Here is a 26,951-nt window from a genome sequence, read left to right as displayed (position 1 = left end):
AGCCGGAAGTGGTGATTTGAGGGCCTACGGCTTCGCCCGGTCCGGATGCGCTCTGGCGAAGGCGTCGATCTCGGCGCAGCGCGCATCGATGGCCGCGATCCGGGGGCAGCGGGAAAGGTCGACCTGCCAGCGGCGCGCGTTATAGAGCTGCGGCACGAGGCAGATATCCGCCAGGCTCGGACTTTCGCCGTGGCAGAAGCTGCCGGTCGAGGGATGATCGAGCAGCCGCTCGAAAGCGGCAATGCCCTCGCCGATGAACTTCTGCATCCAGGCGAGGCGTACCGCCTCGCCATCCGCCGCACCCGCCATCACATGCGCAACGACTCCGAGATTGCAGACAGGGTGAATATCCATCGCGATGGCGTAGGAGAGCGCCCGGACCCGCTGGCGCCCCTTTGCATCGGCAGGAAGAAGAAGGCCGGCCGCCCTCGTTTCGGCGAGATATTCGACAATGGCGAGCGACTGGGTGAGGCGCTCGCCGTCGATGTCGAGGACCGGCACCAGCCCCTGGGGGTTGCGGGCAAGATGCTCGGGTGCTCGATGCGCCCGGGCGAGAAGATCGACAGGGACGGAGCGGTAATCTTCACCGATGAGATTGAGGGCGATTCGCACCCGGTAGCTCGCCGACGAGCGCCAATAGTCGTAGAGAACAGTTTCGTTCGTCACGCTCTCCATCATCCGCGCTCGTAACTTGCCACCTTCTGCTCGATGGCACCGAAGATCGAATGGCCGGCGCCATCCTTCATTTCGATCCGGACGATATCGCCGAATTTCAGGAAGGACGTTTTCGGCGCGCCGCTCTCGATCGTTTCGATCATGCGCAGCTCCGCGATGCAGGAATAGCCGACGCCGCCCTCCGAAACCGGCTTGCCCGGTCCGTCGTCGAGCTTGTTCGAAACCGTCCCCGAGCCGATGATGGTGCCGGCAGAGAGCGGCCGTGTGCGGGCCGCATGCACAATCAGTTGCGGAAAATCGAAAGTCATGTCGATCCCCGCATTGGCGCGGCCGAAGGGCTTGCCGTTCAAGTCGATGCGAAGCGGCAGGTGCAGCTTGCCGCCGTCCCAGGCATCGCCCAATTCATCGGGCGTCACGGCGACCGGCGAGAAGGCGGAAGACGGTTTCGACTGGTAGAAGCCGAAACCCTTGGCGAGTTCCGCGGGGATTACCCCGCGCAGCGACACGTCGTTGACGAGCATGACGAGGCGGATCGCCGCGCGTGCCTCCTCGAGCGTCGCGCCCATCGGCACGTCATCGACGATCACCGCCACCTCGCCCTCCATGTCGATGCCCCAGGCCTCGTCGGCCATCAGAATCGGGTCGCGGGGCCCGAGGAAGCTGTCGGAGCCGCCCTGGTAGATCAGCGGATCGTTCCAGAAGCTCGCCGGCATCTCGGCATCGCGCGCCTTTCTGACGAGCTCGACGTGATTGACATAGGCCGAGCCGTCGGCCCAGTGAAAGGCCCGCGGCAAGGGCGAAGCGGCATCGTGCTCATGGAAACGCATTGTCGGCTGCGAGCCGGTCTCGATCCCCTGGGCGACGCGCGCCAGCCGCGGCCCCGCATGCGCCCAATCATCCAGCCCCGCCTGCAGCGTGCGGGCGATGTGCCCGACTTCCGAGCAGCGCGTGAGATCGCGGGAAACGACCACAAGCTTGCCGTCACGTGTGGAGTCTTTCAGCGTCGCCAGTTTCATGCAGTCCTCCCTCTACCCGGACGAATCGTCCGCAATCTCCACAACAAGGCCGTCGGACGCGATCGTCAAGGCGCCCGGCCAGCTTTTGCGCGCCGCCGCGATCCAGTCGGCCTGCGAGATCTCCGGATCATCGGCCGGAATTAGGTGATGAAGCACGAGCCGGCCGACGCCGGCGGTCTCTGCGATCGCGCCCGCCTGCTCGGCGAATGTGTGGCTCGCCAGCAGATGCTCCTTCAACCGCGCGCCATTTCCGGTGCGCGCCACCAGACGATCGACCCCTGCAGCGAGCATCGCTTCGTGGACGAGAATGTCGGCGCCGCTTGCAAAATCCGCAAGCGGCGGGAAGTAGGCCGTGTCGGAGGAGAACACCACCGTGCCCTCCGGATGATCGAAGCGCAGAGCGAAACAGTCGGTGACCGGCGGGTGGTCGACGCGCAGCGCCGACACGGTGAGACCATTCTCCGAGAAGACTTCACCTTCGAAGAATTCGGTGACCTCAACAAGCGACCTTAGATCCGGCCTGCCCTCGTCGACGATGCGGATGTCGACGTCGAAGGCCATCGACTGAAGGAAGCCCTGCCAGTAGGCGCGTGTGCCGGCCGGTCCGAAGACGCACACGGGATGCGCGAGCCCCGCAGTCCAGGCGGTGTGGATCAGCGGCCCCAGTTCCAGGACGTGGTCCGAATGCAGGTGGGTGACGATGATCAGGTCCAGCGCCTTGAGCGGCACGCCGGCATCGGTCAGCCCACGGGTGACGCCGAGCCCGCAGTCGACCACGATCGTGCGGCCTGCGATCTCGAGCAGCGACGATGTCGGCCAGGGGCCGCCTGGCCGGATCTCCGGGCCGCCCTTACTGCCGAGCAAGACAAGGCGTGCACTCAAGACCAATCGCCCTCCGGCGTCCCGTTGAAGCGCTTTTTGAGGTCGGCCCAGCAGTCGATGTAATTCTCCTGCAGCGTTTCCAGTTCGGCAGCGAAGCGGGTCAGTTGCTGCGGGAAACGGGTCTCGAACATGAAGGCCATGGTATTGTCGAGCTTCACCGGTTTCAACTCGGTGTTCGTCGCCTTTTCGAAGCCGGATGCGTCCGGCCCGTGCGCCAGCATCATGTTGTGCAGACTCATGCCGCCGGGCACGAAGCCCTCCTCCTTGGCATCGTAGCGCCCGTAGATCAGCCCCATGAACTCGCTCATGATGTTGCGGTGGTACCAGGGCGGCCGGAAGGTGTGCTCGGCGACCAGCCAGCGCGGCGGGAAGAGGACGAAGTCGACATTGGCAGTCCCCTCCTCGCCGGACGGCGCCGTCAGCACCGTGAAGATCGACGGATCAGGATGATCGAACAGGATCGCTCCGACCGGCGAGAAAGTCTTGAGGTCGTATTTGTAGGGTGCATAGTTGCCGTGCCAGGCGACGACGTCGAGGGGCGAATGGCCGATCTCGACCACGTGGAAGGAGCCGCACCACTTCACCTGCACCCGGCAAGGCGCCTCCCTGTCCTCATAGGCCGCGACCGGCGTCTTGAAATCGCGCGGATTGGCAAGGCAGTTGGCGCCGATCGGTCCGCGGTCCGGCAGCGTGAACTTGGCGCCGTAATTCTCGCAGATATAGCCGCGCCAGGCCTCTTCGTCCCCAAGACGAGTGACCTTGAACATCATGCCGCGCGGGACCAGGCAGATTTCCGACGGCGCCACATCCATCTTCCCAAGCTCGGTAAAGACCTGGATCGCACCCGTTTCCGGGACGATCAGCAGCTCGCCGTCGGCGTTGAAGAAATAGTCATCGACCATGTCGGCATTGAAGACATAGGCATGCGCCGCCATGCCGACCTGAGTGAGTACGTCGCCCGCCGTCGTCATGGTGCGGATACCCTGAAGGAAGTTCACGTCACCGGACGGGGTGGGCAAAGGGTCCCAGCGCAATTGCCCGAGCGCCAGCGACTGTTCGCCGAGATGCGGTGCCGTTTTCCAGTGCGGATAGTCGAGCCTCGCGAAGCGGCCGGTGTGGCGGACGCTCGGGCGGATCCGGTAGAGCCAGGAGCGCTCGTTGGTGCCGCGCGGCGCCGTGAAGGGCGAGCCGGAGAGCTGTTCGGCATAGAGGCCGTAGTTGCATCTCTGCGGGCTGTTCTGCCCCTGCGGCAGGGCGCCGGGCAGGCTTTCGGTTTCGAAGTCGTTGCCGAAACCGGGCATGTAAGTAAGCGACTGTTCCTCGCCCACGGCGGCTCCGCGCCGCTCCTCCGCCTTGCCCAACATGGCTTGCATCTCCTCTTTTGATCGGCTTATTAGTTACAAGCGTAACTATTGATTTTGTAACTATCAAGGAGGGAAGGCGATGGAGACGAAGGGGTTCGAACTGGAGACCTTCCTCCCCTACCGGCTGAACCGGGCGGCAGAATTCGTGGCGCTGCGCTTTGCCGCCCAGTACAAGGCGCGCTACCAGTTGACCCGTCCCGAATGGCGAGCGCTGGCCGCCCTCGGCAGCTCGGAACGCCCGATGACCGCGACCGAGATCGGCGCCCACTCGGCGATGCACAAGACCAAGGTCAGCCGCGCCGTCTTCGGCCTCGAGCAGCGCCGCTGGCTCAAGCGCGAGGAGGACGGCCGCGACCGGCGGTTCGAGCACCTGGCGCTGACGCCCGCGGGCGAGCAGGCCTATCGGGAACTGACGGCGCTCGCGAGCGCCTATCAGAACGAATTGCTGTCGATTCTCGGGGCGGAGAATATGGAGGCGCTTTCAGCGGGCTTGCGGGCGGTGGAGCGGGCGATGAAGAACAGCGGCCGCCTCGGCTAAGTCTTCATGCGTTCGGGGATCGGGAGGCCCTCGAAACTCTTCAGCGTCTCCAAGACGATCGAGGTCTTCACATGTTGGACGCTGTCATGCGGCAGCAGCACGTCGTTGACGAAGCGCGAAAGGCCGGCAAGGTCGGGTGTCACGACGCGCAGGTGGTAGTCCATCTCGCCGGTGAGCGCATAGGCCTCCAGCACCTCGGGCAGGCCGGAGACGAGCTTGGCGAAGCGCTTGGCATTGTCGCGGTTATGGGTGGCGAGCGTGACCGAGATCACCACCATCAAGTCGAGCCCGAGCTTCTGCCTGTCGATCTGCGCTTGGTAGCCGGTGATGAAGCCTTCCGCCTCGAGCCGCGAGCGCCGCCGCGAGCATTGCGACGGCGAGAGCGCTATGCGTTCGGAGAGTTCATTGTTCGTCAGATGCCCGTCGCGCTGCAATTCGCCGAGGATCTTGAGATCGAATCCATCAAGCTGCTCCATTCATGCACACCTACGCCATTCACCGCACAAGTCATGCATGATCTTGGCGAAATTGCGCAAGAATACAAGCATCATGCATCGGATCTGCGCCATACTCCAACGAAGTTTTGAAGCGTGAGAGGAGAGTTTCGATGGGCCCGTTTCCACATGATGCACCGCCTGCAACCATATCGGCCGACAACCCTGCCGGAACCGATGGCTTCGAGTTCGTCGAATTCGCCCATCCCGAACCGAGGAAGCTGGAGGAGCTCTTCCGTCGCATGGGCTATACGCCGGTTGCCAAGCATAGGAAGAAGAACATCACTGTCTGGCGGCAGGGCGACATCAATTACATCCTGAATGCCGAACCGGGCTCGCATGCGATGCGCTTCGTCGACAAGCACGGGCCTTGCGCCCCATCGATGGCCTGGCGCGTCGTCGATGCGAAACATGCCTTCGAGCACGCCGTTGGCAAGGGCGCCGAACCCTATGCCGGCGACGACAAGAGCCTCGACGTGCCGGCGATCGTCGGCATCGGCGGCTCGCTTCTCTATTTCGTCGAGACCTATGGGGACAGGCGTTCCGCCTACGATGCCGAGTTCGAGTGGCTCGGCGAGCGCAATCCGAAGCCGGCCGGCGTCGGCTTCTACTATCTCGATCACCTGACCCACAATGTCTACCGCGGTAACATGGACAAGTGGTGGGCCTTTTATCGCGAGCTGTTCAACTTCAAGCAGATTCATTTCTTCGACATCGACGGCCGCATCACCGGACTGTTGAGCCGGGCGATCACCTCGCCTTGCGGCAAGATCCGCATTCCCCTGAACGAATCGAAGGACGACACCAGCCAGATCGAAGAATATCTGAAGAAGTACAAGGGCGAAGGCATCCAGCACATCGCCGTCGGCACCGAAGCGATCTATGACGCGACCGACAGGCTGGCCGAGAACGGTCTCAAATTCATGCCCGGGCCGCCGGACACCTATTACGAGATGTCGCACGAGCGCGTCCACGGCCATGACGAGCCGATCGAGCGCATGAAGAAGCACGGCATACTGATCGACGGCGAAGGCGTCGTGGATGGCGGCATGACGAAGATCCTCCTGCAGATCTTCTCGAAAACGGTCATCGGGCCGATCTTCTTCGAGTTCATCCAGCGCAAGGGAGACGAAGGCTTCGGCGAGGGCAATTTCCGGGCGCTGTTCGAGTCGATCGAAGCCGACCAGATCCGCCGGGGTGCGCTGAATACGCCGCCGGCCGCGGCCGAATAGAGGCGGAGCCGTTCTGAGGCGCCGCGTCTATCAACGCGCAAAGAAGCGCTGCGCGCACCCGTCGGGCGCGCAGCGCGAACTCTACTGCGTTTGTCCTCGCTCGCAGTCGATTTGAGGACAAAAACATGCAGGCAATTCTAAGTGCCACCGTGTCATTTGTGCGTCTGATAAGACGCACGGCTCTGTAGTTCGCTCCCTCAGTTGGACCAGCGGCGCCGCGGCGCGCCCAGATCGCCCTCGTGCCGGAAATAGCGTGACGCCGCTTCGGTGCGGTTGCGCACGTTCATCTTCTTGTAGATATTGCGCACGTGCACCTTGACGGTGTTTTCCGAGAGCCCGAGCCGGTCGGCAATGATCTTGTTCTGCGTTCCCATGCAGATCAGATCGAGAATCTGGATCTCCCGGGTCGTCAGCACGCCCCTGCCGTTCTCACCCCGCCGCTCCGGGTCGGCCTCTTCGACGACGGATTGCCTTTGGACAGGCGAGCCGCCCGCCGCGAAACTCCGAGGCGCCAGGCGCCGGAGCAGCGCCGCGGGAAAATGCTCGCCACCCTTCATGAGCAGATCGATGGCAGTCAGGCAGACATCGAGATGCAGGTTCAAGGGCAGCACGCCATGGATGAGGCCCTCGTCGACAAAACCGGCGATCGACGTGTCGAGCTCGTCGGCATTCTCCACCACCACTCCGATCGAAGCCTTGGGGTGGAATTCATGGATCATTCTGATGATCGATGGGAAAGTACTTGCCGGCATGCGGTAAAGCATAACCAGGGCAACATCGACGAGATTACCATCGAGCAGACTGTCGGCTTCCGACAGGCTTACTACATCATGGCCTTGAAAGCGGCCGCTAATAGCTTGCGTCAGGCATTCGGCGAGCAAATCCGCCTTGGCGAGCATTACAATCTTGTTCTTCTTTGCTAAAACCTTGTTGCTGTCTTCAAAATTACTCAGGGTAGAACTCTCACGATACATTTATCCCTCCTTGGGCGTTCCCTGAATTCTTATGGGTGTGAAGCCCCTCTTGAAGAACGCCTGTGATTAAAAAATTTATTCGATTAAAAAGCGAATTCCCACAGCGGTAGAATTCGTAACGACTAATGTATCGTAAATAAGGGCGATGGGAAACAGCCCAAATGGGTTAGATTGGTGGGGCGAGACGATCTAGACCGTCCGAAATCGAACCAATTTTGGGTATATCCACGCAAAAACCTGGGACAAGTGGGGAAGCGGCGGTGCATTTTCCGCCGGCTTCGCCCACCCTTTACTTTTCAGGGGTTCGGCGGACCCAGGGGGCTGGGGGCGCAACCGGCGGGGCCGTGAGGGCATTCAAGCCTAGGATGTAGATCGCGGCCCCGCGGGTTCTAGCCCGTTCCAGATGGACGGCGATACCAAGAAAGGGTTATCGGAGCCTTGGGACGCAGGCGATCCGCGGGCCCTTGCGCCGGTTCCCGCACCTCTCGGGCAACCGCCGAGACTCAAGCACACGCTGAAGATCGGCACCGGCGGGCGCGCGTGGCGCGGCCACGTGCCGGCCGCAGCGGCCGTATCGGATTCACAATATTAACATTGTCTTAACGCGCACGGGAGAAAGTACTGCCTGGGATTGCGGAGATGGCGGTCCGGTGCCCCCTCTCCGCCGTAGCTGATCCACCACCGGAGGGTCTCGCCGCCACGGCTGCAATGCCGGATCGAAGAGCGTCAGCTCCGTCGAGCGACTGCTGAGACTAACCATAATTGGTATCTATCGCTTCCTCACATTCCGGATCACACTGCAATCATCGCATAGCGTTTTATGCGTTCCGGATGGTGTCTTGCGTATGTTCGGAAGTATTTATATTGCGTTTGCATGACAAGGCGTATGACAGTTTATATTCTGACGTAGAAATTTACGACAGAGCCCAAGCCCTGTCCGCATTTATACTGAAAAAAGAAATAGAACACATCGAAACCCCGCAGATGAATGGCATCACCTTCATCTGATTGAAGAAGAGCCAGCGCCATAAAAATCCTAAAAGAGATGAAAGGGTTTCGGTGCTGGCTCCCTCTCCTCACATATCCTTCCGGTTTCCACCCAGTACCAAGTACAATTGCCTCGCGACTTTCGCGCTCGGCTGTACTGCAGGGCAGCGCGCCTTATCAGACGCGCAAAGGCCGCTGTAGCACTTTGAATTGCTGTATGTCTTTGTCCTTAAACCGAAGTCGATTTAAGGAGACGCGTGCAGTGGGCCGGAGTTATCGGCATTCGGACGGCGCGCGACCTCGGGCGTGACGCCGATGGCTTCCTCGCGCTATCGCGGAAAGCCATGTCGCTCGACGATATCCCAGATCCCCTTGTTGATCTTCATTATATGGTCGATGGCCTCGCTGATCCTCGCCAATTCCGCGTCGTCGATCTGCTCGATCTTGCCGTATTTGATGGTTTCCTTGCTGTCGAAGATGGCCATCAGCTGGGTGCTTGCCTGGTCCCCGGTCTCGTCGAACGAATAGATGCAGTGGCTGTACTTGTTCCTGAGTTTCGCCTGTTTCCCGAGCTGCTGTGTCACGGCCAATATCTCTTGCCGGCGATCGGCCGGCGTCTTGGCCATCTTGGCGAGCCGCTCGACGAGCTCGATGCGGGCGCGCGTCGTGTTCAGCGTCAGGAAAACAATGACCGCCGTTTCCTTGTCCACGTTCGCAAGACCGGCGATCAGATAGATGAGCAGGCTTTCCGTGTTCGTCCACGTGTAGTTCAGTTGCCCGATCAGAAGAAGGATTTCGTGAAATCTCTTCATTGGCCCTGCCTGCCGTTGCCGAATGCCTCCATCCGCATCGCTCATACTCGCTTCCAATCCATCGTTTCCCTTTGAATAGGTTTGGAGCCGAAACCTGCCCGCTGCAAGTAGCCCTAAGGGAGTAGAGCTGCAAATCTATTCTTACCGTCGGCCCGTCGGCGAAATTTCTTTCTTCGCACCATCTACCTTCGACTGAGCGTCGCCGCCCTAAGCTACCCCACGGGGCTAGCTCGAACTGACAGCTTACATTTCGTTCAACTTGGCAACAGACTGCCCGGGCATCGACGAGCAGGGAGGCTCGAGCCTTGGGACCGATAGTGCGCCAGATGCGCAGGTGCCCTTCGATAGGCCCGAGTAGTTGCTCCAGCATGGAGGAGGGCATCCACCACTATATTTGTAACGCCTGATCCCCGGTCGCTCTTGGCCGTCCGGAGATCGAATTTTCTTCATTGAAGTAGCTTTGTTCATTTCAACCCTGGACCGCACACCCGCTAGCTGCGTGAGAGAAAAAGGCGGCTTGGCTGTCGCGGCCTCAAACTGAGGAAGACCATTATGGGTAAGGACAAGAATTTCTTGTGGCCGTGGGAAGACCAATCGCAGGATCAGGATCAATACCAGGATCAGGATCAGGAGCAGGAGTCCGAGCAGGAACAGGAGCAGGAACAGGAGCAGGAGCAGGAGTCCGAACAGGAGCAGGAGCAGGAGCAGTCCAGCGAATCCTATAACGGCAACCTGAACGGCAATGGCAACCTGAACGGCAACGGCAACCTGAACGGCAATGCCAATGGCAACGGCAACCTGAACGGAAACGGAAATGCCAACCTGAACGGTAACGGCAACCTGAACGGCAACGCCAACCTCAACGCCAACGTCAACAAAAACGAGACCGAGGTTGACGTCGACGTGGACAGCAAGACAGAAGTCGAAGTCGATGTGGACGTCGATCTTGACGGCTACAAGCCCTCGGATGACGATTTCGTCGACATCGACAATTCCGAAATCCAGGGCATGGCGACCGTCAGCTTCAAGGACATCCTGGACGAGTCGCTCAACGGCGCCGGCAATGACGTAGGTAACGTCTTCAGCCAGAACGCCATCATGTCGGATGACGACGAGCTGTCCCACGTCTCCAACGACGGCACCCTTTACCAGAACGGCGATGCTGATGGCGGTTACGCCAAGTCGGACGACGGCATTTCCGCCAGCGGTGACGGTGGCGAAGGCGGCGACGATGCCGATGCCGACGGCGGCGACGGTGGCGACGGTGGCTTCGCGATCGGCGGCTTCGCCGGGGGCGGCGACGCTGACGGCGGCGACGCTGACAACGACGGCGACGCGGACGGCGGAGACGGCGAAGGCGGTATCGCTGCAAGCGTCGGCGTCGGCACAGGTGGCACCAGCGGCGACGCTAATGGCGGAATCGCAACGGGCGGCGCCGGCGGCGCGGGCGGTGCAGGCGTCGGTCTCGGCCTTGGGCTCGGTCTCGGCGTCGGAGTCGGCGCGGCAGAAGGCGGTGAAGGTGGCGATAACGAAGCCGGCGACGGCGGCGAAACCGGTGACGTCGAAAGCGACGAAGCGGAAGCCGAGGACGCGGGCGACGGCGGCGACGGCTCGGATGTCGATGACGCTTTCGCGATCCCTGTCCTGAACTTCGGCGGCGACGGCGGCGACAACGACGGCGGCAACAGCGTCGCCGTCGGCGAGACCGGCAACGCCAACGGCGGCAGCGCGGACGATGCCGGTGACGGCGGCGGTGCACTCGGTGCAGGCCTTGGCATTGGCACGGGTTCCGGTGTCGGCGCCGGTAACGGCGGCGGCGGCGGCGGCGGCGGCGGTGCCACTGCAAACGGCGGATCCACCGGCGCTGCCGGCGGCGGGGCCGGGACCGGCGGAGCGGCGACCGGCGGCGCCGGTGATGGCGGCCTTGCTCTCGCGGGTGCATGGGCTGGCGATGCCTTTGCTGGCGGCGGTGCAGGTGGTGCAGCCACAGGCGGTGCAGGCGGCGCAGGCGCTGCAGGTGGCATCGCTACGACCGGCGACGGCGGTACAGGCTCAGGCGGAACGTGGGGTTCCCACAATGGGGATGATAGTTTCCTCGAAGGAATCTCCTCGGCATCGGCCGATGCGGTGATCGACACCAACGCCTTCAACCAGCAGATCGTGCTTGGTGCCAACCTGCAGGGCAACACCATCGACATGACGGTCGTCGGCGGCAATTACAGCTCGACGGCCATCGGCGAAGACGAAGACGCCGCATAACAGTGAGGCGACACTACCGGTTCGCAACTTCGCAATCGGGCATTGAACTGGACTGCGCGGGTTCGCCCCGCGCAGTCCAACAGCACCGAAATAAAAAAATTGGGGGCTGACAATGACCCTGTATTTCGACAAGACGACCGAGGCGATCGCCCATTTCGTCGGCCTGTTCGCCATTGCTCTTGAAGAAATTCGCCTGCGCGACGCCTATGAAGAATTCAAGGCTCATCAGAAAGCGCAGGAGGAACCGCCGCAGCTCCCTTCCGTGCCGGTCCCGGTGAAGGCACCCTACGAGCTCAAGGATTTCGACCCGGGTATTTCCTACCGTTCGGGCGAGCCGGAGGAGACCGGGCCGACCCCGAGCTTCTATCCCGGGCTTCGTCCCCCGGAGATACCGATCGCGCAACCGGCCGCCGAAATCGACAACCCCCACCTATTCACCCGTGGCAGCTCGAGCGCGTCATCCGCGAGCGCACCCGAATTTCAGATCGATCCGCCCGGTTCCGTGGCGGTCTACGCATCGCAGCAGATCCGGCTTTCGGACAACGACTTCGTCAGCCTTGGCGGTCACGGACTGAAGTTTTCCCTGCAGGTGGACAACAGCGCCCTGATGAACGATCTCATCGAGGCGGCGCGGCAGTTGTCGCCGCTCGGCGATGCGGAGATTCCCGGTTCGTCGGAGGAAATCGCCACCTTCATCAGCACGACCGCCGAGCAGCTTGATGCCGCCGCCTCGGGACCGGACGGGCAGGAAGGCAATGTCGTCGCGAAAAGCGAAACCGTCGAAGGCACCTTCGTCAACGGAGAACTCGTCGAGGAAGCGCCGAGTCTCGATGACTACCTGCCTCCACCGGAAGAACCGACGGAAGAGAAACCAGCCACCTCCACCGAAGCCAGCGGCAAGTTCGCGGCAGGCCAAGGCAAGGTCACGATCGAGGCATCGGTCGAACTGGAAGCGGGCGGCAACACGCTGGTCAATTCCGTCGAGCTGACGAACAACTGGCTTCAGTCGCATGTGCTCGCGGTTGCCGGTGACCATGTCGAACTCAATGCAGTCGTTCAGATCAACGTCGTGTCTGACAGCGATCTCCTGAGCCCCAGCCTGAACGGCTGGAACCTTGACCCGGGCAAGCCGACCGAGGCCTTCAACATCGCGATGTTCAAGCATCTCGATCCGGAGCCGAGCAATGAAGAGCAGGCCGGAGCCGGAGGCTTTCCGACAGCTTGGGCGATCACCGAGATCAAGGGCGATCTCTTGATCATGAACTGGTTCGAGCAGTTCACCGTGATGACCGATGAAGACACGGCCATTTTGGCGTCCGCTGGCTCGATGGCTTCGATCATCACCGGCGACAATACGGCGGTCAACAACGTCTCGCTCGCGGAGCTCGGACATTACTACGATCTCATCTTCATCGGCGGCAGTGTCTACGACGCCAACATCATCCAGCAGATGAACATCCTGCTCGACAACGACCTGGTCGGAGCAGTCGAGGGTTTCGGAACAAGCGGCAAGGGCTCCGTCTCCACCGACGGCAACCTGCTCTGGAACGAAGCGGGGATCGTCGAAGCGGGTGGCGCGTCCAGCGTCAAACCGATGCCGAATTCCTATCTCGACGCCCTCGGCGATCTTGCAAGCGGGAAAAAATCGCTGCCGGACGGCGTGCTCAAGGATGGCGCTTTCGCCGGCATGGATGGCCTGCGAGTGCTTTATATTTCGGGCGACCTCGTCAACCTCAACTACATCAAGCAAACCAACATTCTGGGCGACAGCGACCAGATTGCGCTCGCCATGAGCAAGCTTGTCGCCAATTCGGATGCGGACTGGACGATTTCGACGGGTTCGAACGCCTTGGTCAACTACGCCGGGATCATCGACGTCGACGCCGGCCAGACCATTTATACGGGGGGCACCGCCTATTCGGACGAAATCCTCGTCCAGGCCGAGCTGATCAAGACCGAACCTTACCTTGGCGGCCAGGATCCCGACGCGCTCGTAAGCGAAGCGGTTGCGTTCCTCGGCGCCGACATGATGGCGCCCGATCCCGGCCCGCAGCCGGCGGATCACGCGCCGCCTCCGCTCGATACGACGAATGCCGATCCCATGCACAGCATGCTGGCCTGAGCGGAGCGTGGGGGCGACGATGACCGACAACCGCGATCCGTCCTTTAAACACTTCACGACAAACGGCAACGAGGCTGCGGAGGAGGCGCAAAGCTCGCCGCAGACGCCGAAGGCGGAGGCTGCAGGGCACCAATTGCTCCGCAGGATAGACCGCAGGGAAGATATTTTGGATCGCACTGTTAAGGAGTTCGACCAGGTGATTGACCAGCTTCGCGGCGCGGCGGCCGCAAGAACCAGCCAGGAAACCAATCATGTCAACAAGGCCGCACCGCCCGTATCCGAACGGCGTGCGGCGCCGGAGGTCGTGCCACAGACACGGACGCCCCCGTTGACGGCCGACAACGCGAACGTCGCGCAAATCGTGCCTGGCCCGCAGGGCGGCGTGGCCGGCCAGCGTCCGCCCGTCCAGGAAGCGCGCAAGCCCGAGCCGCGCTTCGAGAAGCCGGCCGTCGAGGTCAAGGCCGAAATGAAGGACAAGACCTCGATCCCGGGTATAGTGGTGATCAACGGCGACCGCGGCCCAATCAAGGCCGAGCCCAAGTCGCCCGACAAGGGAGGCTCCTCCGGCGGAGGGGGCGGTGGCGGCAATGGTGGCGGAGGCGGCGGCGTTTTTCATAAACGTCTCGGGCCGGTCGATTTTTCGGCCAGCCTCAAGGCCGGTCTGAGGGCGATCAAGCAGAACCTGATGGTCGTGATGGTTTTCACCCTCGCCACCAACGTGCTGGTGCTCGCTATTCCCGTCTATCTGTTTCAGATCTCGGACCGGGTGCTGACCAGCCGCTCGGTCGACACGCTGGTCATGCTGACCGCGCTGATCGTCGGTGCGGTCATCCTGCAGGCCGTTTTCGACGGAATTCGCCGCATGATCCTGATGCGGACGGCGGTGGAGGTTGCCGCCCAACTCGGCGCGCCGATCCTCAGTGCGGCCGCCCGAGCCTCGCTCCACAGCAACGGGCGCGAGTATCAGACACTGGGCGACCTGCAGCAGCTTCGCTCCTTCCTCGTGTCGAGCACCCTGCTTTCCTTCCTCGACGCGCCGATCGCGCCGTTCTTCGTGCTGGCGGTCTTCCTGATCCACCCGCATCTCGGCTCGATCGTCATCGCCTCGGCCCTGCTTCTGCTCGTCGTCACCATTTTGAATCAGAAGGCGACGGCCGCTCCCTTCGGCGAAGCCAACAGCTTCCAGAGCAAAGCCAACCTCCATCTGGATTCGATGTCGCGCAATTCGCAGATCATCAACGCGCTCGCAATGATCCCGGAGGCGGTCCGCATCTGGGGCAAGGACATGGCAGGGTCGCTCCGAGCTCAAGTGCTGGCGCAGGACCGCAACATCGCCCTTGCCTCGCTTTCCAAGGCCGTTCGGCTGCTCACCCAGGTGATGATGCTCGGCTGGGGCGCCCATCTCGCCCTTGACGGCGCGCTCACCGGCGGCATGGTCATCGCGGCATCGATTGTCGCCGGCCGCGCGCTCGGCCCGATTGAAGGAGCGATCGAAGGCTGGAACCAGGTCGTCCAGTCGCGCGCCGCCTATGGGCGTATCTCTTCGCTGCTCCAGAACTCGCCGCTGAATTTCGAGCGGCTGAAACTGCCGCGCCCGGAGGGGCGGCTCGACGTCGAACGGCTGCTCTTCGTGCCCAACGGCACCAAGCGTGTGGTCCTGAACGGCGTGACCTTCGCGCTCAATCCGGGCGACTCGCTTGCCGTGATCGGCAGTTCCGGAGCCGGCAAGACGACGCTCGGCAAGATGCTCGTCGGCTCCATCCTGCCGACATCCGGCAACGTACGGCTCGACCTCATGGATTTGCGGAACTGGGATCAGCGCCAGTTCGGCGAAAGCATCGGCTATCTGCCGCAGGACGTTCAGCTGTTTCCGGGAACGATCAAGGCCAACATCGCCCGCATGCAGGAAGACGCCACCGACGCCGACATCTATGCGGCCGCCAAGCTCGCCGACGTGCACGACATGATCGCCCTGCTGCCGCATGGCTACGAGACCTTCGTGGCCGCCGACGGATCACCGCTCTCCGGTGGTCAGAAGCAGCGCGTTGCGCTGGCCCGGGCTTTCTTCGGCAACCCGCGCATGGTGGTGCTGGACGAGCCGAATTCCAATCTCGACAGCGCCGGCGAGGCAGCCCTGACGCGGGCGCTCGCCCATGCCAAGCAGCAGAAAATCACCGTCATCACCATCACCCAGCGGCCCGCGCTGCTCAACAGCGTCGACAAGGTCCTGCTCCTGGTGAACGGCACCGTCGCCCTTTTCGGCATGCGTCAGGACGTCCTCAAGGCTCTCGCCTCGCGCGGCATGAACCTCGAAGGCAACCCGCTCGACCACAACCAGCTCACGTAGGCAAACCATGACGGACCTAGTCAAAGTTTACGATCTCGAATGGTATGCAGAGGTTCCGCGGTCGATCTGGAAACAGACAATCGCCGGACTGGCGCTGATGGCGGTCACATTCGGCGGCTTCGGCCTCTGGTCCTTCACCGCGCCGCTCGCCGCCGCCGTCATCGCCCAGGGCAGTTTCGTCGCCACCGGTCAGAACAAGATCATCCAGCATCTGGAAGGCGGGATCATCGAGGACATCCTGGTCAGCGAGGGGGATCATGTCGTCGCCGATCAGCCGCTGATGCGGCTGGACGAGACGGCAGCGCTCGCCAATCAACGCCAGCTCTTTCTGCGCCGCGCCAGGCTCGAGGCGATCGTCGCCAGGCTGATGGCTCAGGTGGAGGGTGCCGACACTATTGAAATGCCGGAAATCCTCGCCCCGCATCTGCAGGATCCCGAAGTCGAACCGATGGTTCGAAGCCAGGAGCTCAATTTCCGGGCCTGGAAAAGCAAGCTGGACAGCGAAATCGGCCTGTACAAACAGAATATCGAGGGTTTTCAGTTCCGTGCCGAAGGTTACCAGCAGCAACTCGAGGCGGTTCGCCAGCAACATACGCTCCTCCAGGAAGAATATGCCGGCAAGAAGTCGCTGCTCGACAAGAACCTGATCCGAAAGACGGAGATCAAGAGCATTCAGCGGGCGATTGCCGACGCCGAGGGGCAGGTCGGCAGGCTGAGCTCCGAGATCTCCGAAACCGGCTCGCAAATCCTAAAGCAGGAGCAGCAGATCCGCCAGACGGAGGAAAGCTATCGTGAAGCGGCCCTGGAAGAGCTCCAGAAGGTGGAAGCAGAACTGGACTCCGTTCGCGAGCAGCTGACGGGAGCCGCCAGCGTGTTGCGCCGCGCCACGATAAACGCCCCAGTTAGCGGCACGGTCGTGCGGCTCTACTATCACACGCCCGGCGGCGTTGTCGAAACCGGCAAGCCGATCATGGAAATCCTTCCTTCGGACGTGCCGCTGATCATCGAAGCGCAGGTGCTGCGCACCCAGATCGACAGCGTCAAGATCGGCCAGAAGGCGACCGTGAGGCTCACCGCCCTCAACCAGCGGACGACGCCGGTGCTGAACGGCGAGGTCTACTATGTCTCCGCCGACTCCATGCCCGATCCGGCGACCAACGGCATGCAGGAAGTCTATCTCGCCAGAGTGAGCCTGCCGATGAGCGAAGTCTCGCGCGTCTCCGGCTTCGTCCCGACGCCCGGCATGCCAGCCGAGATTCTCATCCAGACGGCCGAGCGGACCTTCTTCGACTACCTGACGAAGCCGATCCGCGACAGCATGGCGCGCGCCTTCATGGAGCGCTAGAACCGGCCGCCTTAAGCCAGTCACCGTCGACGCCGGCGAAGCCTCACGAAGCCGACCCCCTGACGCACCGAGCGTTGGCCGGGGTCGGCCGCATTTGTGGGCAGTCAAGGGACGGCTTGCCTGCCGGCCGACGGATAGGACGGGGAGGCCGGATTCTTGCTTAGTCGTCCACACTCTTGACGTGCCTAGCCATTGCAAAATAACTCGCAAATTGCTACTATTCTCACTTATTGCTAGCTCATGTTTTGATAATTTAAGTCCTATAGCCGCATTTTATTTTCATTACTTATTTCATTGCGAGGAGCTATGTTTACAGAATTTATTGAGCGTATTGAGGATTTTGAGAATATCCGCAAAACCTGGGACGAGCTTTATCGCAACGATCCCGACTCCCACCCTTGCCTTTCCTGGGATTGGCTGCGCCAGTACCTGCCCCGGCAGGAGCGGTGGTTTATCCTGGCGCTAAGGCGACCCGACGATGCGGATTACTGCGCCTTTCTGCCGCTTCGCGTGGCAACCTACCGCGACAAGACGAGCGGCCTGTTCTGCGACGAGATTCTGATGATCGGCAATCACGGCTCCGGCCGCGCCGGCCTGCTTTGCATGCCGGGCCTCGAGAATGAGGCGGCGGATGCATCCGCCAGCATCATTCGTCGCGAGAACTGGGCAAGCCTGCGGTTCGACTATCTCGATCTTGCCTCCGACCGGACTGAGCGCTTGCTCGACGCCTTTGCCGACGAACAGTTTATCCGCGAGGATGGCGGCGGCGGCGAGGACGGGTCCGATGTCTGCGAACAGCCGGTCCGCTGCCTCCTCGTCAAGACGCGCACCGGCCGCAATCTGCGCGACTGTCTCAATCAGCGCAGCATCGACTTCGTCTTCGAGCGCGCCATGGAGCTGCACAGCCGAGGCAAGCTGGACGCAGCGGAGACCGGGTATCGGCAGGTGATCCATGCAGCCCCCAAGCATGTCTATGCCCGCTACGGCTTGGCACAGCTCTGCACCGAAAGGGGAGACCACGCCGAAGCGGAACATCTTTATCGCGGCCTCCTCTCGGCTATGCCGGAGGCGGACAAGATCCAGCACCGGCTGGGCGACGCCCTGATGGCGCAAGCCCGCTACCATGAGGCGAGCGAAACCTTCGAGGATCTGCTTGCCCGAAGCGCGCATCTCGGCCTCGTCCGGTTCAAACTGGCCGTCTGTCTGCTGGCCGCAGGCCAGAGAGACGCTGCCATCGCCACCTTCCTGAGTTTCGAAGGCATCGCTTCCGACGATCCGGAGCATCTCCGATGCAAGCTCAGATCGCGGGAGGCGGTGTCGCGCCTGCGGTTGCGATCGGCGATGGAAGAGCAGAGGGCAACCAAGCGGACGCCGCAGAAGCCACTAGCGCAGGCGGGCCGTCGCTCCCGCGAGACCCAGGCGGCTCCCGCAATAGCCGTTCGGCTCCTGCCTCCGGCCGCACTCCTCAAGCCTTCCGTGCCCGCCGGCGTCTCCGCCCATCTGCATGCGAGACCGATCCGGATCGACCCCCACGGCTCGAAACGGAGACACTGACGGGCCGGGCCCGGAATCAGCTTCGCCGTCCCGCTCGACAGAGCGGGACGGCGGCTTCCGTGCTGTTGCGCGTCCTGCCGGATGCGGAAACGAAAGCCGGTCGCGACGGGGCTGAAGCCCGCGAACGCCCTCGGCGTCGCCTACTTCATGTCTCCTTGACTCGATCTCGATTTAAGGACAAAGACGTGCAGCCTTTCAAGGTGTTACAGCGACCTTTGCGCGTCTGATAGGACGCGCGGCGCTGTAATTAGGAACGCTTCTGCAGGATACCGTAGACGATGTTGCGGTTGGCGCCGAATTCCAGCCGCGCGTCGATCGCGTTGCGGTCGACGCTCGCATTGATGATGCTCCACATGTCCGCTTCCGAGCGCAGCAACAGCGCCCAGTTCATCAACGTCTCCATATAACCGTCGTCGCTGATGTCCTGCGCGAAATTGGCGAAGAGGAAGATCCCTCCCGGCTTCAGCATTTCGAGGCATCGCTGCGTGAGCTTCACCGCCACCTTGTCCGCCAAGTAATCATAGAGGCCGGCGGCGTAGATGAAGTCGAACTGGCCCAGTTCCTGGGACCTGGTCAGAAGGCCGCGAACGGAACCGTCGATCGCCTCGACGCAAGTTCCCCTGAAGTCGCGAACCATCGACCCGACGCTCAATGGGTCCTGATCGAGAGCGATCCAGCGCTTGATCCGCCGCTCCTGCAACGCCACCGAGCGATCGGCCTCGCGCAGATGACCGGCCGCGATCGTCAGGATTTCCGTCTCGGGCCCCTTTTCGGCGGCGATCGCGTCGACATGCCGGGTCAAGAGGTCGCGGCGTTCCCTGACGGCTACCGAGGACGGCGCATTCTTCGTGTATTCGTAAAGCGTGCGCCCAAGCGGAGAGGCCTTGGCGATCTCCTCGGACACGCTCGGATGGCCGTAGATGAAGTCGATCAGCTGCGCGTCGCCGGAATAGCCGCGCGGTTTGCGGAAGGACCAGCGCGTGAACGGATCCTCATGGAAGTAATTCGCCGCCGGATGGTTCTGGACGATCGGGATCAGCTCCTGCCAGACGCTCGGATCGGACTTGCGGCGTATCTCGTGAAGCGCGCCGATCAGCTGGTGAATGATCGACGGGGGCTCGCGGCGCTGCTCGATCTGCTGCTGGGCAATCATCAGCGCCAGAGCGACCTCGGCTTCGCCGGTTCTGAGCTGCTCGTCATGGCGATCCGTCTTGGCTGTCGAGAGTTCGGTTGTGATGGCGGTGGGGGTAATGAGGCTTTCGCCGTCGAAGGCAATCTGAATTTGGGTCACGCGAGACTCATCCGTTAATAGATCGTTAACATTATGCGCAAGAACCGCGAGTGCGCCAAATCCAATTTCAACATTTCGAATATTATGGTTAACGACCGCCCCGACTGACCTGTTTTGCTACACTATTACGTGCACCTTTGCCCCATTTCCAATTCAGCAAAACTTAATGGACCTGAACTAATGTGCCGAACAATGCTGCGCGCCCTCAGTATCTCCCCAAGCAAGCGGCAAGTGCAGGACGTCCCCGTGCCACTCGTCGAAGAGAGACTTCGGGCTTACAAGAAGACGCAAACGCAATGGATCGGTGCATGAAGCACAGGCTGGCCGACGTAGTTGAGATCGACCTTCACAGAGAGCCGCCGCGACCGGCCTCGACCGAGCTGCGCGCGCTCTATGAAAACGAGGGTGAAGGCGCTCGCAAGCAGGCGACGCGGCACGGGTTCTGGACCGCTGTCGCGGTCTATCTGTTGTTTTCGATTACCGACATCCTGCTGGTTCCGGATGTGGCGCATTATACGATTGCGGCGCGATTCACGATTGCGATCGTCGCGCTGATGCTAATCGAGGCGCAGATCCGGCTGAACGCCAGCGCGAACGCGATCGACGTCACGGCTGCCGCAGCGCTCGTCGTCGCCTATGCCGGATGGCTCTATCCGGCGATGATGACCGCAGACACCGAAAGCATCTCCTATTACATGGTCTTCGGCGCGATCTTCATGATGAGCGTCAATCTGTTCTTCAGCTTCCAGTTCCGCGTTTCGCTGTTCGCATCCGTCACCATCCTGATGATTTTCTTTGCGGCGGTGCTGTCCTTCTCTCCGGCGGAGGTCTCCTACCGGCTCGCCTTCGGCACCTTCAACATCTCCTGCTTCGTCTTCACCTCCTATGTGAACTGGAAGCTCAACAGGGAGCGCTACAAGGTCTTTCTCAACGCCTTCGAAGCGCGCATTCAGCAGAAGGAGGCCTCCGAACGCGGCAGGGCCCTGCTGCGGCTGTCGAATACAGATTCGCTGACCGGCCTCGACAACCGCCGCGCCGTCGACCAGAAGCTCCGCGACTATTGGAGTGACTGGCAGAAGAAGGGAACGAGTTTCGCCGCGTTCCTCATCGACGTGGACTTCTTCAAGAAATACAACGACTTCTATGGGCACCAGGAGGGCGACCGCTGTCTCGTTCTCGTCGCCAGCGCTCTCAAGGACTCGATCGAGCCGGTCAACGGTTCGATCGGCCGCTACGGCGGCGAAGAGTTCATTGTGCTCGCCCGTCTGGAGACCAGCGACGAGGCGGCCGCGCTTGCCGAAGCGATCCGTTGCAGCGTGGAAAAACTGGCTCTGGAGCACGGGCAGCGGCGCGACGGAATGTCGGTCGTCACCGTCAGCGTCGGTGCGGCGTTCAGCCGAAATCAGACGGGCTCAAAGCTCGAGAGGCTGATCCACGAGGCCGATCGGGCGCTTTATGGCGCAAAGGCGAGCGGCCGCAACTGCGCCCGGCTCTTCGATCCGAATGATCCGCTCAGCAGCGACGAGAGCGAGAACATCGCCGCCCTGCTGAAAATTGCCATCGATCAGGACCTCGTCTCGCTCGTCTATCAGCCTATTCGAAACGTCGCGTCGGGACGCGTCGATGCGGTCGAGGCGCTCATGCGGCTGAAAATGCTGGATGGCACCGCGGTGCCCCCCAGCCTCTTCATTCCGGTCGCGGAGCGCACCGGCGCCATCCTGGATCTCGGGCGTTGGGCGATCAGGAGAGTGTGCCGCGAACTTCTGGCCGCCGAGCACGTGCCCGTCGTCAGTGTGAACGTCTCCCCGATCCAGCTGAAATCACCGGGCTTCGCGGCCTCCGTAGCGGCGATTCTCGGAGAAACCGGCGTTGCCGGCGGCCGACTGGCTCTCGAAATCACGGAGGGCCTGGAGATGGAGATGCATTCCGATATCCTGCGCTGCATCAGCGACCTCAAGACGCTCGGCGTCAGGATATGGCTCGACGACTTCGGAACGGGCTTCGCCGGCCTGTCCTGGCTGCGGCTGATCGATTTCGACACGGTGAAGATCGACCGCTCCTTCCTGCACGACTGCGACACCCCGCGGGGCAAGGCGATGCTTGAGGACATTATCGGACTCGTGCGAAATCGCGGCCATAAGATCCTCGTGGAAGGCGTGGAGACCGAGGAACAACTGGCATTGATGCGACAATTCCGTATCGACCAGGTCCAGGGATTCCATGTCGGCCGTCCGGCGCCCGCGCAGACTTTCCGCCTCCCCTCAGTGCCAAAAACAGGCCAGCGGCGGCTCTGACACCCCCCAGCACGGCCGGCTGACAAGCACCGCATTGAACGCCGAAGCTGACTCGACGGGCAATGGAAGACCTACAGGCCGCCACGCTTGCACCGAGGCCGCTTTGCCCACTTTGTGAGGTGCAAAGCGACCTTTACGTCGGAACGCTCAGCTCCACCTTAATCCTGTCCATGGCGACGAAGGTGCGGAAGCGTTTGACGTTGTTGTTGCCGAAGAACAGGCGGCGGGTGAGTGCTTCATAGTCGGCCATCGAGGGCACGACGATGACGAGGACGAAGTCGGCCTCGCCGGTCACGTAATAGCATCGCTGGATCTCAGGGGCGGCGGCGAATTCGCGCTTAGCCTGCTCAATCTGTTCCGCCGTCTCGCTGATGACCTCCACCTCGACGAAGATGGTGATCGCCTGGCCGACGGCGGCGGGGTCGATGACGGCGATATTGGCGCGTATGACGCCCTGTTCCGTCATCCGCTTGATGCGCCGCTGTACGGCGGGTGCGGAGAGATTGACGGCCTCGCCGATCGTGCGCTGCGGCGTCGTGTTGTCGCGCTGCAGGATCTCGAGGATTTGGCGGTCGAAGGCATCGAGCTGCGGCGCGTTAGGGGGTGGCATGGTAACTCCCGAAACAAATCTGCAAAACGAGGCGCGAATCTCAGCGCCTTTTTCATGCGCTTCGCAATATGTTTCCGGCAAACAACAAGCGAGGTCTTCATGTTCATCCCCAACAGCAACGCGGATTATCGGCTGCCGCTCGAAACGGCGCATGCCACGATCCTCGGCTCGGACGCGGCGGCGGGCGTGGAACGCCACCTCGGCTATCGCGACCAACATGCCGAGACGCCGCTCGTCTCCCTGCCGGCTCTCGCGGCCGAAACCGGCGTTGCCGCGATTCATCTGAAGGACGAAGGACAGCGGCTGGGGCTCGGCAGCTTCAAGGCGCTCGGTGGCGCCTATGCCGTCATCCGTCTCGTCCTCGAAGAAGCCGAAGCAAAGTTGGGAAGGCCAGTCGATATGGCCGAGCTCTATTCCCCTGAGATCCGCAAGATCGCCGGTAGCATGACCTTTGCCTGCGCCACCGACGGCAATCATGGCCGGTCGGTCGCCCAGGGCGCCGAGCTCGTCGGCGCGCGGGCGGCGATCTTTGTCCATGCCGGCGTAAGCGACGAGCGCGTGGCGGCGATTGCGCGCTTCGGGGCCGAGATGATCCGTGTCGCGGGAAGCTACGACGATTCCGTCAAGGGGGCCGCGCGTGTTGCCAATGAACGCAACTGGACCATCGTCTCCGACACCTCCTGGCCGGGTTACGAGCGCATTCCAGGACTGGTGATGCAAGGCTATACCGCGCTTGTGCGCGAGGCGCTCAGGCAGATGCCGGCGCCGCCGACCCATGTCTTCATCCAGTCCGGCGTCGGCGGCATCGCCGCGGCGGTCGCCGGCCATCTGGCGATCGTGCTCGGTGAGCGGCGGCCGGTCTTTACCGTCGTCGATCCCGCCCGCGCCGCCTGCCTGTTCGAAACGGCACGGGCCGGCCATCCCGTGGACGGTGCCGCATGGCGAACCGACCGTCATGGCAATGCTCGAATGCCACGAGCCGTCGCTCGTCGCCTGGCGCATCCTGTCGCGCGTCGCCGATGCCTTCATGACCGTCGACGAGGAGGACGCCGTTGCGGTGATGCGGCGCCTTGCCAATCCGATCGGGACCGATCCGGCCGTCGTAGCCGGCGAGAGCGGCGGTGTCGGCCTCGCCGGTTTTCTGAAGGCGGTCGCCGATCGCGAAGTGAAGGCGGCGCTTTCCATGGGCCCGGAATCGCGCATCTTCCTGGTCAATACGGAGGGTGCGACCGATCCGGGCAAATACCAAGAGATCCTCGGGCTCTCGCCTGAGGATGTCGTGTCGCGAGGTGCAGCATGAGCAAACATTCCATCGATTCCGCCCGGCTGCTCGGCCGGCTTTCCGAACTCGGTGCGATCGGCCGCGACGAAGGTGGCCAGCTGACGCGTCTTGCCGCATCCAATGCGGACAGGGAGGGCCGCGACCGGCTCGTCTCATGGATTGAGGCGGCCGGCCTTGACGTCGCCGTCGACCGGATCGGCAATATCTTCGGCATCTGGGCTGCGGACGGCATGGCTGATGCCGCGCCGGTGATGCTCGGTTCGCACATCGACACGGTCATCAATGCCGGTATCTATGACGGATGCTACCGCGTGCTTTCGGGCCTCGAGGTGATCGAGACGCTCAAGGAAGCGGCTTCATGCCGTCACGCCCCATCGTCGTTGCCACCTTCACCAATGAGGAAGGCGTGCGCTATGCGCCCGACATAAGGGGGTCGCTCGTCTATGCAGGCGGACTCGATGCCGAGGCGGCACTTGCCACGGTCGGAACCGACGGATCGAAGCTCGGCGACGAGCTCCGGCGGACGGGCTATGCGGGTGATAAGGGACCAGGCTTTTTGAAGCCGCACGCCTATATCGAACTGCATATCGAGCAGGGTCCGGTCCTGGAGCGCGAGGGCATCCCGCTCGGCGCGGTCGAAAACCTGCAGGGCATTTCCTGGCAGAAGGTGACGATCGAGGGTGATGCCAATCATGCCGGGACGACGCCGATCTCCATGCGGCGCGACGCCGGCCACGCGGCCGCCCGCGTCGTCACCTTCCTGCGGGAGCGTGTGAAGGCGTCGAACACGCCGACGGTGGCGACCGTCGGCTGCATGGAATTCGAGCCCAACGCCATCAACGTCATCCCCTCGTGCGCGACATTCACGGTCGACCTGCGCGACCCGGACGAGGAGCGGTTGAAGCAGGAAGAAGCAGCCCTTGCCCGCTTCCTCGAAACGCTTTCAGCCGAAGAGGATGTCACGATATCGGTGGAACGCCTGGCGCGCTTCGAGCCGGTGAAGTTCGACGAGAGGATCGTCGCGACCATCGAGGCTGCCGCCGAGGCACGCGCCCTTCCCTGCCGCCGGATGACGTCGGGCGCCGGCCATGACGCGCAAATGATCGCGCGGATTGCGCCCACGGCGATAATCTTCGTGCCGAGCAAGGGCGGCATCAGCCATAATCCGAAGGAATTCACCGCGGATGATGACCTGATTGCCGGCGCCAACATCCTGCTCGATGTCGTTCGCAAAATGACGGAGGAGGAATAGGCGATGGATCTCGGGCGACTGGTCTCTGAGATGCGGGAGTGGCGCCCCACCTTCACGCCCATCCGGAATTCGGCTTCGAGGAAAGGCAGACCTCGGCTTTCGTCGCCGCAAAGCTTCGGGAGTTCGGGCTCGACGATGTCGCCGAAGGAGTCGGCGGCACCGGCGTCGTCGGGACACTGAAGCGGGGCAATGGCAACCGGTCGATTGCGCTCAGGGCCGACATGGACGCCCTGCGCATCTCCGAACAGTCGAACCTGCCCCATGCGTCGCGCCATCCCGGCTTCATGCATGCCTGCGGCCATGACGGCCATACGGCGATGCTGCTCGGCGCCGCACGTCGCTGTCCACGTGGTGTGTCATCGACGCTGTGGGTATGGCTGCGCGAGTTGGACCATATGCTGGGGTTATGGACTGCATGCCCACGGTAGACATTTAAAATAAGGCGGTCGGCCCCATGAGTCCGCTTTAGGCGTCGAAGGACCAGCGAGGGCGCCGGTGTGCCAGCGCGGTTCAACGTGTCGTTGCGTCACGTTCGAACACATCGTCCTCTAACGCGAGCAGGTCACTCGTGCTCCCCGAAAGGCCCTGCTTGCTCCCCTTATAGGAGAAGGGGCGAATGAACCGCCCCGGTCTCATCGTAGCAACAGCGCCTGAGCGCTAGTTTTTCAGGCGCGCTTGAGGGCTGGCTCCAGGCCAACAGCGGCGGCTAACCCGCCGATATCCTTGATCTCGGTGTATTCGTAATAGGGATTGGCCGGCTCATGGCCGCGGTTGACCCAGACCTTGCTCTTGATGCCCAGGTCATAGGCGGTCATCAGGTCGTAGCGGAAGGATGAGGACACATGAGTAATGTCTTCGGGCCCGCAGCCGAGCTTGTCGAGCATGTATTCGAAGCCCTTCATCAGAGGTTTGTATGCCCCGACTTCTTCTGCCGTGATGACCATATGGATGGGCGCGCCCAGCTTTTCCACGTTCGACATGATCAGGCTGTTCATGGAGTTCGACAGGATGACCAGCGGAATTTCCTCGGCCACCCTGGACAGGCCAGCCGGGACGTCCGGGTGCGGACCCCAGGTTGGCACTTCGTCATAGATGCGTTGCGCGTCTTCGGGTCTGAACGGGATACCGATGCGTTTGCAGCTGCGCTCGACGGAATTGTGCACCACTTCGAGGAAAGGTTTCCATGGCCCTAGCACCTCGTCAAGGCGATAGCCTCTAAAAGCCTCGACAAAGCCGGCCATCGCTTCTGGGGAGAGACGCTCGCCGTAGACGCGCCGCGCAGCCCCGGCCATATCGAAATTTGTGAGCGTGCCGTAGCAGTCGAAGGTGACGTACTTCGGTCGAAATTGGGTCATGGCGTGTATTCCTTCCAAGTTTCCACGGCACAGTGTGCCGATACAAGATCATCGTAGTGGGCATGAGATCGCGGTGCGGATAGACCGCAATGCGGCAGCGAAGCAGACATCTTTGAGATGTCCGCATCTGATCAGTTTCGTTTCCTGTGCCTTTTTATATCAGGCCAATCCACCCAGGCGGAGCACTCCACCTTGATTACTGCATTCCGGCCAGTGGGAGCACCCTGGCATAACTTTGCGGCGATGGCAAGCAATTGTCCAACAAT

Annotated in this window: 18 protein-coding genes and 3 pseudogenes; 11 read left to right on the top strand and 10 right to left on the bottom strand. The window is 62.0% G+C overall.

Annotated elements, in window-relative coordinates; genetic code table 11:
* Positions 1-24 precede the first annotated feature (24 nt).
* From maiA to hmgA, 4 genes are read right to left on the bottom strand one after another with little or no spacing between them, the layout of a single operon-like run.
* A complete protein-coding gene (gene maiA / locus CO664_RS02690; RefSeq protein ID WP_086022813.1) occupies positions 25-675 on the bottom strand; it encodes a maleylacetoacetate isomerase in 651 nt (216 codons plus the stop codon).
* Complete coding sequence (locus CO664_RS02685; RefSeq protein WP_097537871.1) at positions 675-1,691, bottom strand: fumarylacetoacetate hydrolase family protein; 1,017 nt, start codon at positions 1,689-1,691, stop codon at positions 675-677. The genes maiA and CO664_RS02685 overlap by 1 nt, the downstream gene beginning before the upstream one ends.
* Before the next feature lie 12 nt (positions 1,692-1,703).
* Complete coding sequence (locus CO664_RS02680; protein ID WP_097538566.1) at positions 1,704-2,573, bottom strand: MBL fold metallo-hydrolase; 870 nt, start codon at positions 2,571-2,573, stop codon at positions 1,704-1,706.
* Entirely contained in the window at positions 2,570-3,937 is a 1,368-nt protein-coding gene (gene hmgA / locus CO664_RS02675; protein ID WP_097537870.1) for a homogentisate 1,2-dioxygenase, read from the bottom strand. The genes CO664_RS02680 and hmgA overlap by 4 nt, the downstream gene beginning before the upstream one ends.
* 79 nt (positions 3,938-4,016) lie before the next feature.
* Between hmgA and CO664_RS02670 the strand changes: the two genes are divergently transcribed.
* Positions 4,017-4,475, top strand: coding sequence for a MarR family winged helix-turn-helix transcriptional regulator (locus CO664_RS02670; RefSeq protein ID WP_097537869.1), 459 nt, complete (start codon positions 4,017-4,019; stop codon positions 4,473-4,475).
* On the opposite strand, the gene CO664_RS02665 is transcribed toward CO664_RS02670, so the two are convergent.
* Positions 4,472-4,951, bottom strand: coding sequence for an Lrp/AsnC family transcriptional regulator (locus CO664_RS02665; RefSeq protein ID WP_037425718.1), 480 nt, complete (start codon positions 4,949-4,951; stop codon positions 4,472-4,474). The two genes, CO664_RS02670 and CO664_RS02665, sit on opposite strands and share 4 nt — an antisense overlap.
* Before the next feature lie 131 nt (positions 4,952-5,082).
* Here CO664_RS02665 and hppD point away from each other — a divergent pair, with 131 nt between their 5' ends.
* A complete protein-coding gene (gene hppD, locus CO664_RS02660) occupies positions 5,083-6,201 on the top strand; it encodes a 4-hydroxyphenylpyruvate dioxygenase (protein WP_097537868.1) in 1,119 nt (372 codons plus the stop codon).
* Between the two features lie 197 nt (positions 6,202-6,398).
* Here the strand turns inward: hppD and CO664_RS02655 are convergent, their stop codons facing one another.
* Positions 6,399-7,175, bottom strand: a complete 777-nt coding sequence (locus CO664_RS02655) for a response regulator transcription factor (RefSeq protein WP_037425724.1) — start codon at positions 7,173-7,175, stop codon at positions 6,399-6,401.
* Between the two features lie 1,316 nt (positions 7,176-8,491).
* Entirely contained in the window at positions 8,492-9,019 is a 528-nt protein-coding gene (locus CO664_RS02645; RefSeq protein WP_037425727.1) for a hypothetical protein, read from the bottom strand.
* A gap of 507 nt (positions 9,020-9,526) precedes the next feature.
* On the opposite strand from CO664_RS02645, the gene CO664_RS02640 reads away from it, so the two are divergent.
* From CO664_RS02640 to CO664_RS02620, 5 genes are all read left to right on the top strand, one after another.
* On the top strand, positions 9,527-11,233 hold the full coding sequence (locus tag CO664_RS02640) for a hypothetical protein (protein WP_097537867.1): 1,707 nt from the start codon (positions 9,527-9,529) through the stop codon (positions 11,231-11,233).
* A gap of 112 nt (positions 11,234-11,345) precedes the next feature.
* Positions 11,346-13,355 (top strand): type I secretion protein, encoded by a 2,010-nt coding sequence (locus CO664_RS02635; RefSeq protein WP_097537866.1) that lies wholly within the window; start codon positions 11,346-11,348, stop codon positions 13,353-13,355.
* A gap of 19 nt (positions 13,356-13,374) precedes the next feature.
* A complete protein-coding gene (locus CO664_RS02630) occupies positions 13,375-15,702 on the top strand; it encodes a type I secretion system permease/ATPase (RefSeq protein WP_097537865.1) in 2,328 nt (775 codons plus the stop codon).
* Positions 15,703-15,709: 7 nt separating this feature from the next.
* A complete protein-coding gene (locus CO664_RS02625; protein ID WP_097537864.1) occupies positions 15,710-17,047 on the top strand; it encodes an HlyD family type I secretion periplasmic adaptor subunit in 1,338 nt (445 codons plus the stop codon).
* A 306-nt stretch (positions 17,048-17,353) separates the two neighbouring features.
* A complete protein-coding gene (locus tag CO664_RS02620; protein WP_097537863.1) occupies positions 17,354-18,601 on the top strand; it encodes a tetratricopeptide repeat protein in 1,248 nt (415 codons plus the stop codon).
* Between the two features lie 247 nt (positions 18,602-18,848).
* Here the strand turns inward: CO664_RS02620 and CO664_RS02610 are convergent, their stop codons facing one another.
* A complete protein-coding gene (locus CO664_RS02610) occupies positions 18,849-19,892 on the bottom strand; it encodes a class I SAM-dependent methyltransferase (RefSeq protein WP_097527142.1) in 1,044 nt (347 codons plus the stop codon).
* Between the two features lie 308 nt (positions 19,893-20,200).
* Between CO664_RS02610 and CO664_RS02605 the strand changes: the two genes are divergently transcribed.
* A complete protein-coding gene (locus CO664_RS02605) occupies positions 20,201-22,186 on the top strand; it encodes a GGDEF and EAL domain-containing protein (RefSeq protein ID WP_176536484.1) in 1,986 nt (661 codons plus the stop codon).
* Positions 22,187-22,319: 133 nt separating this feature from the next.
* On the opposite strand, the gene CO664_RS02600 is transcribed toward CO664_RS02605, so the two are convergent.
* Positions 22,320-22,796 carry an Lrp/AsnC family transcriptional regulator gene (locus tag CO664_RS02600; protein WP_097537861.1) on the bottom strand — a complete coding sequence of 159 codons (477 nt, stop codon included), beginning with the start codon at positions 22,794-22,796 and terminating at the stop codon, positions 22,320-22,322.
* A 99-nt stretch (positions 22,797-22,895) separates the two neighbouring features.
* On the opposite strand from CO664_RS02600, the pseudogene CO664_RS02595 reads away from it, so the two are divergent.
* From CO664_RS02595 to CO664_RS02585, 3 pseudogenes are all read left to right on the top strand, one after another.
* Positions 22,896-24,096: pseudogene (locus CO664_RS02595) on the top strand (diaminopropionate ammonia-lyase).
* A pseudogene (locus CO664_RS02590) lies at positions 24,093-25,330 on the top strand (Zn-dependent hydrolase). Before CO664_RS02595 ends, CO664_RS02590 begins: the two co-directional pseudogenes overlap by 4 nt.
* Before the next feature lie 3 nt (positions 25,331-25,333).
* A pseudogene (locus CO664_RS02585) lies at positions 25,334-25,668 on the top strand (M20/M25/M40 family metallo-hydrolase); the annotation flags it as partial.
* Positions 25,669-25,995: 327 nt separating this feature from the next.
* Here CO664_RS02585 and CO664_RS02580 read toward each other — a convergent pair.
* Positions 25,996-26,685 carry a haloacid dehalogenase type II gene (locus CO664_RS02580; RefSeq protein WP_037425763.1) on the bottom strand — a complete coding sequence of 230 codons (690 nt, stop codon included), beginning with the start codon at positions 26,683-26,685 and terminating at the stop codon, positions 25,996-25,998.
* Positions 26,686-26,951 lie beyond the last annotated feature (266 nt).

It is taken from the genome of Sinorhizobium sp. NG07B (assembly GCF_002532005.1).
GTDB classification, from domain to species: domain Bacteria; phylum Pseudomonadota; class Alphaproteobacteria; order Rhizobiales; family Rhizobiaceae; genus Sinorhizobium; species Sinorhizobium fredii_C.
The sequence above is the reverse complement of the archived record's forward strand: the minus strand, read 5'-3'. Positions and strand labels throughout refer to the sequence as shown.

What these genes read in the sequence shown, in the direction of transcription:
- CO664_RS02645 (WP_037425727.1), bottom strand. Translation starts at nt 9,019, where the DNA reads ATGAGCGATGCGGATGGAGGCATTCGGCAACGGCAGGCAGGGCCAATG.
- CO664_RS02630 (WP_097537865.1), top strand. Translation starts at nt 13,375, where the DNA reads ATGACCGACAACCGCGATCCGTCCTTTAAACACTTCACGACAAACGGC.
- CO664_RS02670 (WP_097537869.1), top strand. Translation starts at nt 4,017, where the DNA reads ATGGAGACGAAGGGGTTCGAACTGGAGACCTTCCTCCCCTACCGGCTG.
- CO664_RS02665 (WP_037425718.1), bottom strand. Translation starts at nt 4,951, where the DNA reads ATGGAGCAGCTTGATGGATTCGATCTCAAGATCCTCGGCGAATTGCAG.
- CO664_RS02685 (WP_097537871.1), bottom strand. Translation starts at nt 1,691, where the DNA reads ATGAAACTGGCGACGCTGAAAGACTCCACACGTGACGGCAAGCTTGTG.
- CO664_RS02655 (WP_037425724.1), bottom strand. Translation starts at nt 7,175, where the DNA reads ATGTATCGTGAGAGTTCTACCCTGAGTAATTTTGAAGACAGCAACAAG.
- CO664_RS02580 (WP_037425763.1), bottom strand. Translation starts at nt 26,685, where the DNA reads ATGACCCAATTTCGACCGAAGTACGTCACCTTCGACTGCTACGGCACG.
- CO664_RS02625 (WP_097537864.1), top strand. Translation starts at nt 15,710, where the DNA reads ATGACGGACCTAGTCAAAGTTTACGATCTCGAATGGTATGCAGAGGTT.
- hmgA (WP_097537870.1), bottom strand. Translation starts at nt 3,937, where the DNA reads ATGTTGGGCAAGGCGGAGGAGCGGCGCGGAGCCGCCGTGGGCGAGGAA.
- maiA (WP_086022813.1), bottom strand. Translation starts at nt 675, where the DNA reads ATGGAGAGCGTGACGAACGAAACTGTTCTCTACGACTATTGGCGCTCG.
- hppD (WP_097537868.1), top strand. Translation starts at nt 5,083, where the DNA reads ATGGGCCCGTTTCCACATGATGCACCGCCTGCAACCATATCGGCCGAC.
- CO664_RS02620 (WP_097537863.1), top strand. Translation starts at nt 17,354, where the DNA reads ATGTTTACAGAATTTATTGAGCGTATTGAGGATTTTGAGAATATCCGC.
- CO664_RS02635 (WP_097537866.1), top strand. Translation starts at nt 11,346, where the DNA reads ATGACCCTGTATTTCGACAAGACGACCGAGGCGATCGCCCATTTCGTC.
- CO664_RS02640 (WP_097537867.1), top strand. Translation starts at nt 9,527, where the DNA reads ATGGGTAAGGACAAGAATTTCTTGTGGCCGTGGGAAGACCAATCGCAG.
- CO664_RS02600 (WP_097537861.1), bottom strand. Translation starts at nt 22,796, where the DNA reads ATGCCACCCCCTAACGCGCCGCAGCTCGATGCCTTCGACCGCCAAATC.
- CO664_RS02605 (WP_176536484.1), top strand. Translation starts at nt 20,201, where the DNA reads ATGAAGCACAGGCTGGCCGACGTAGTTGAGATCGACCTTCACAGAGAG.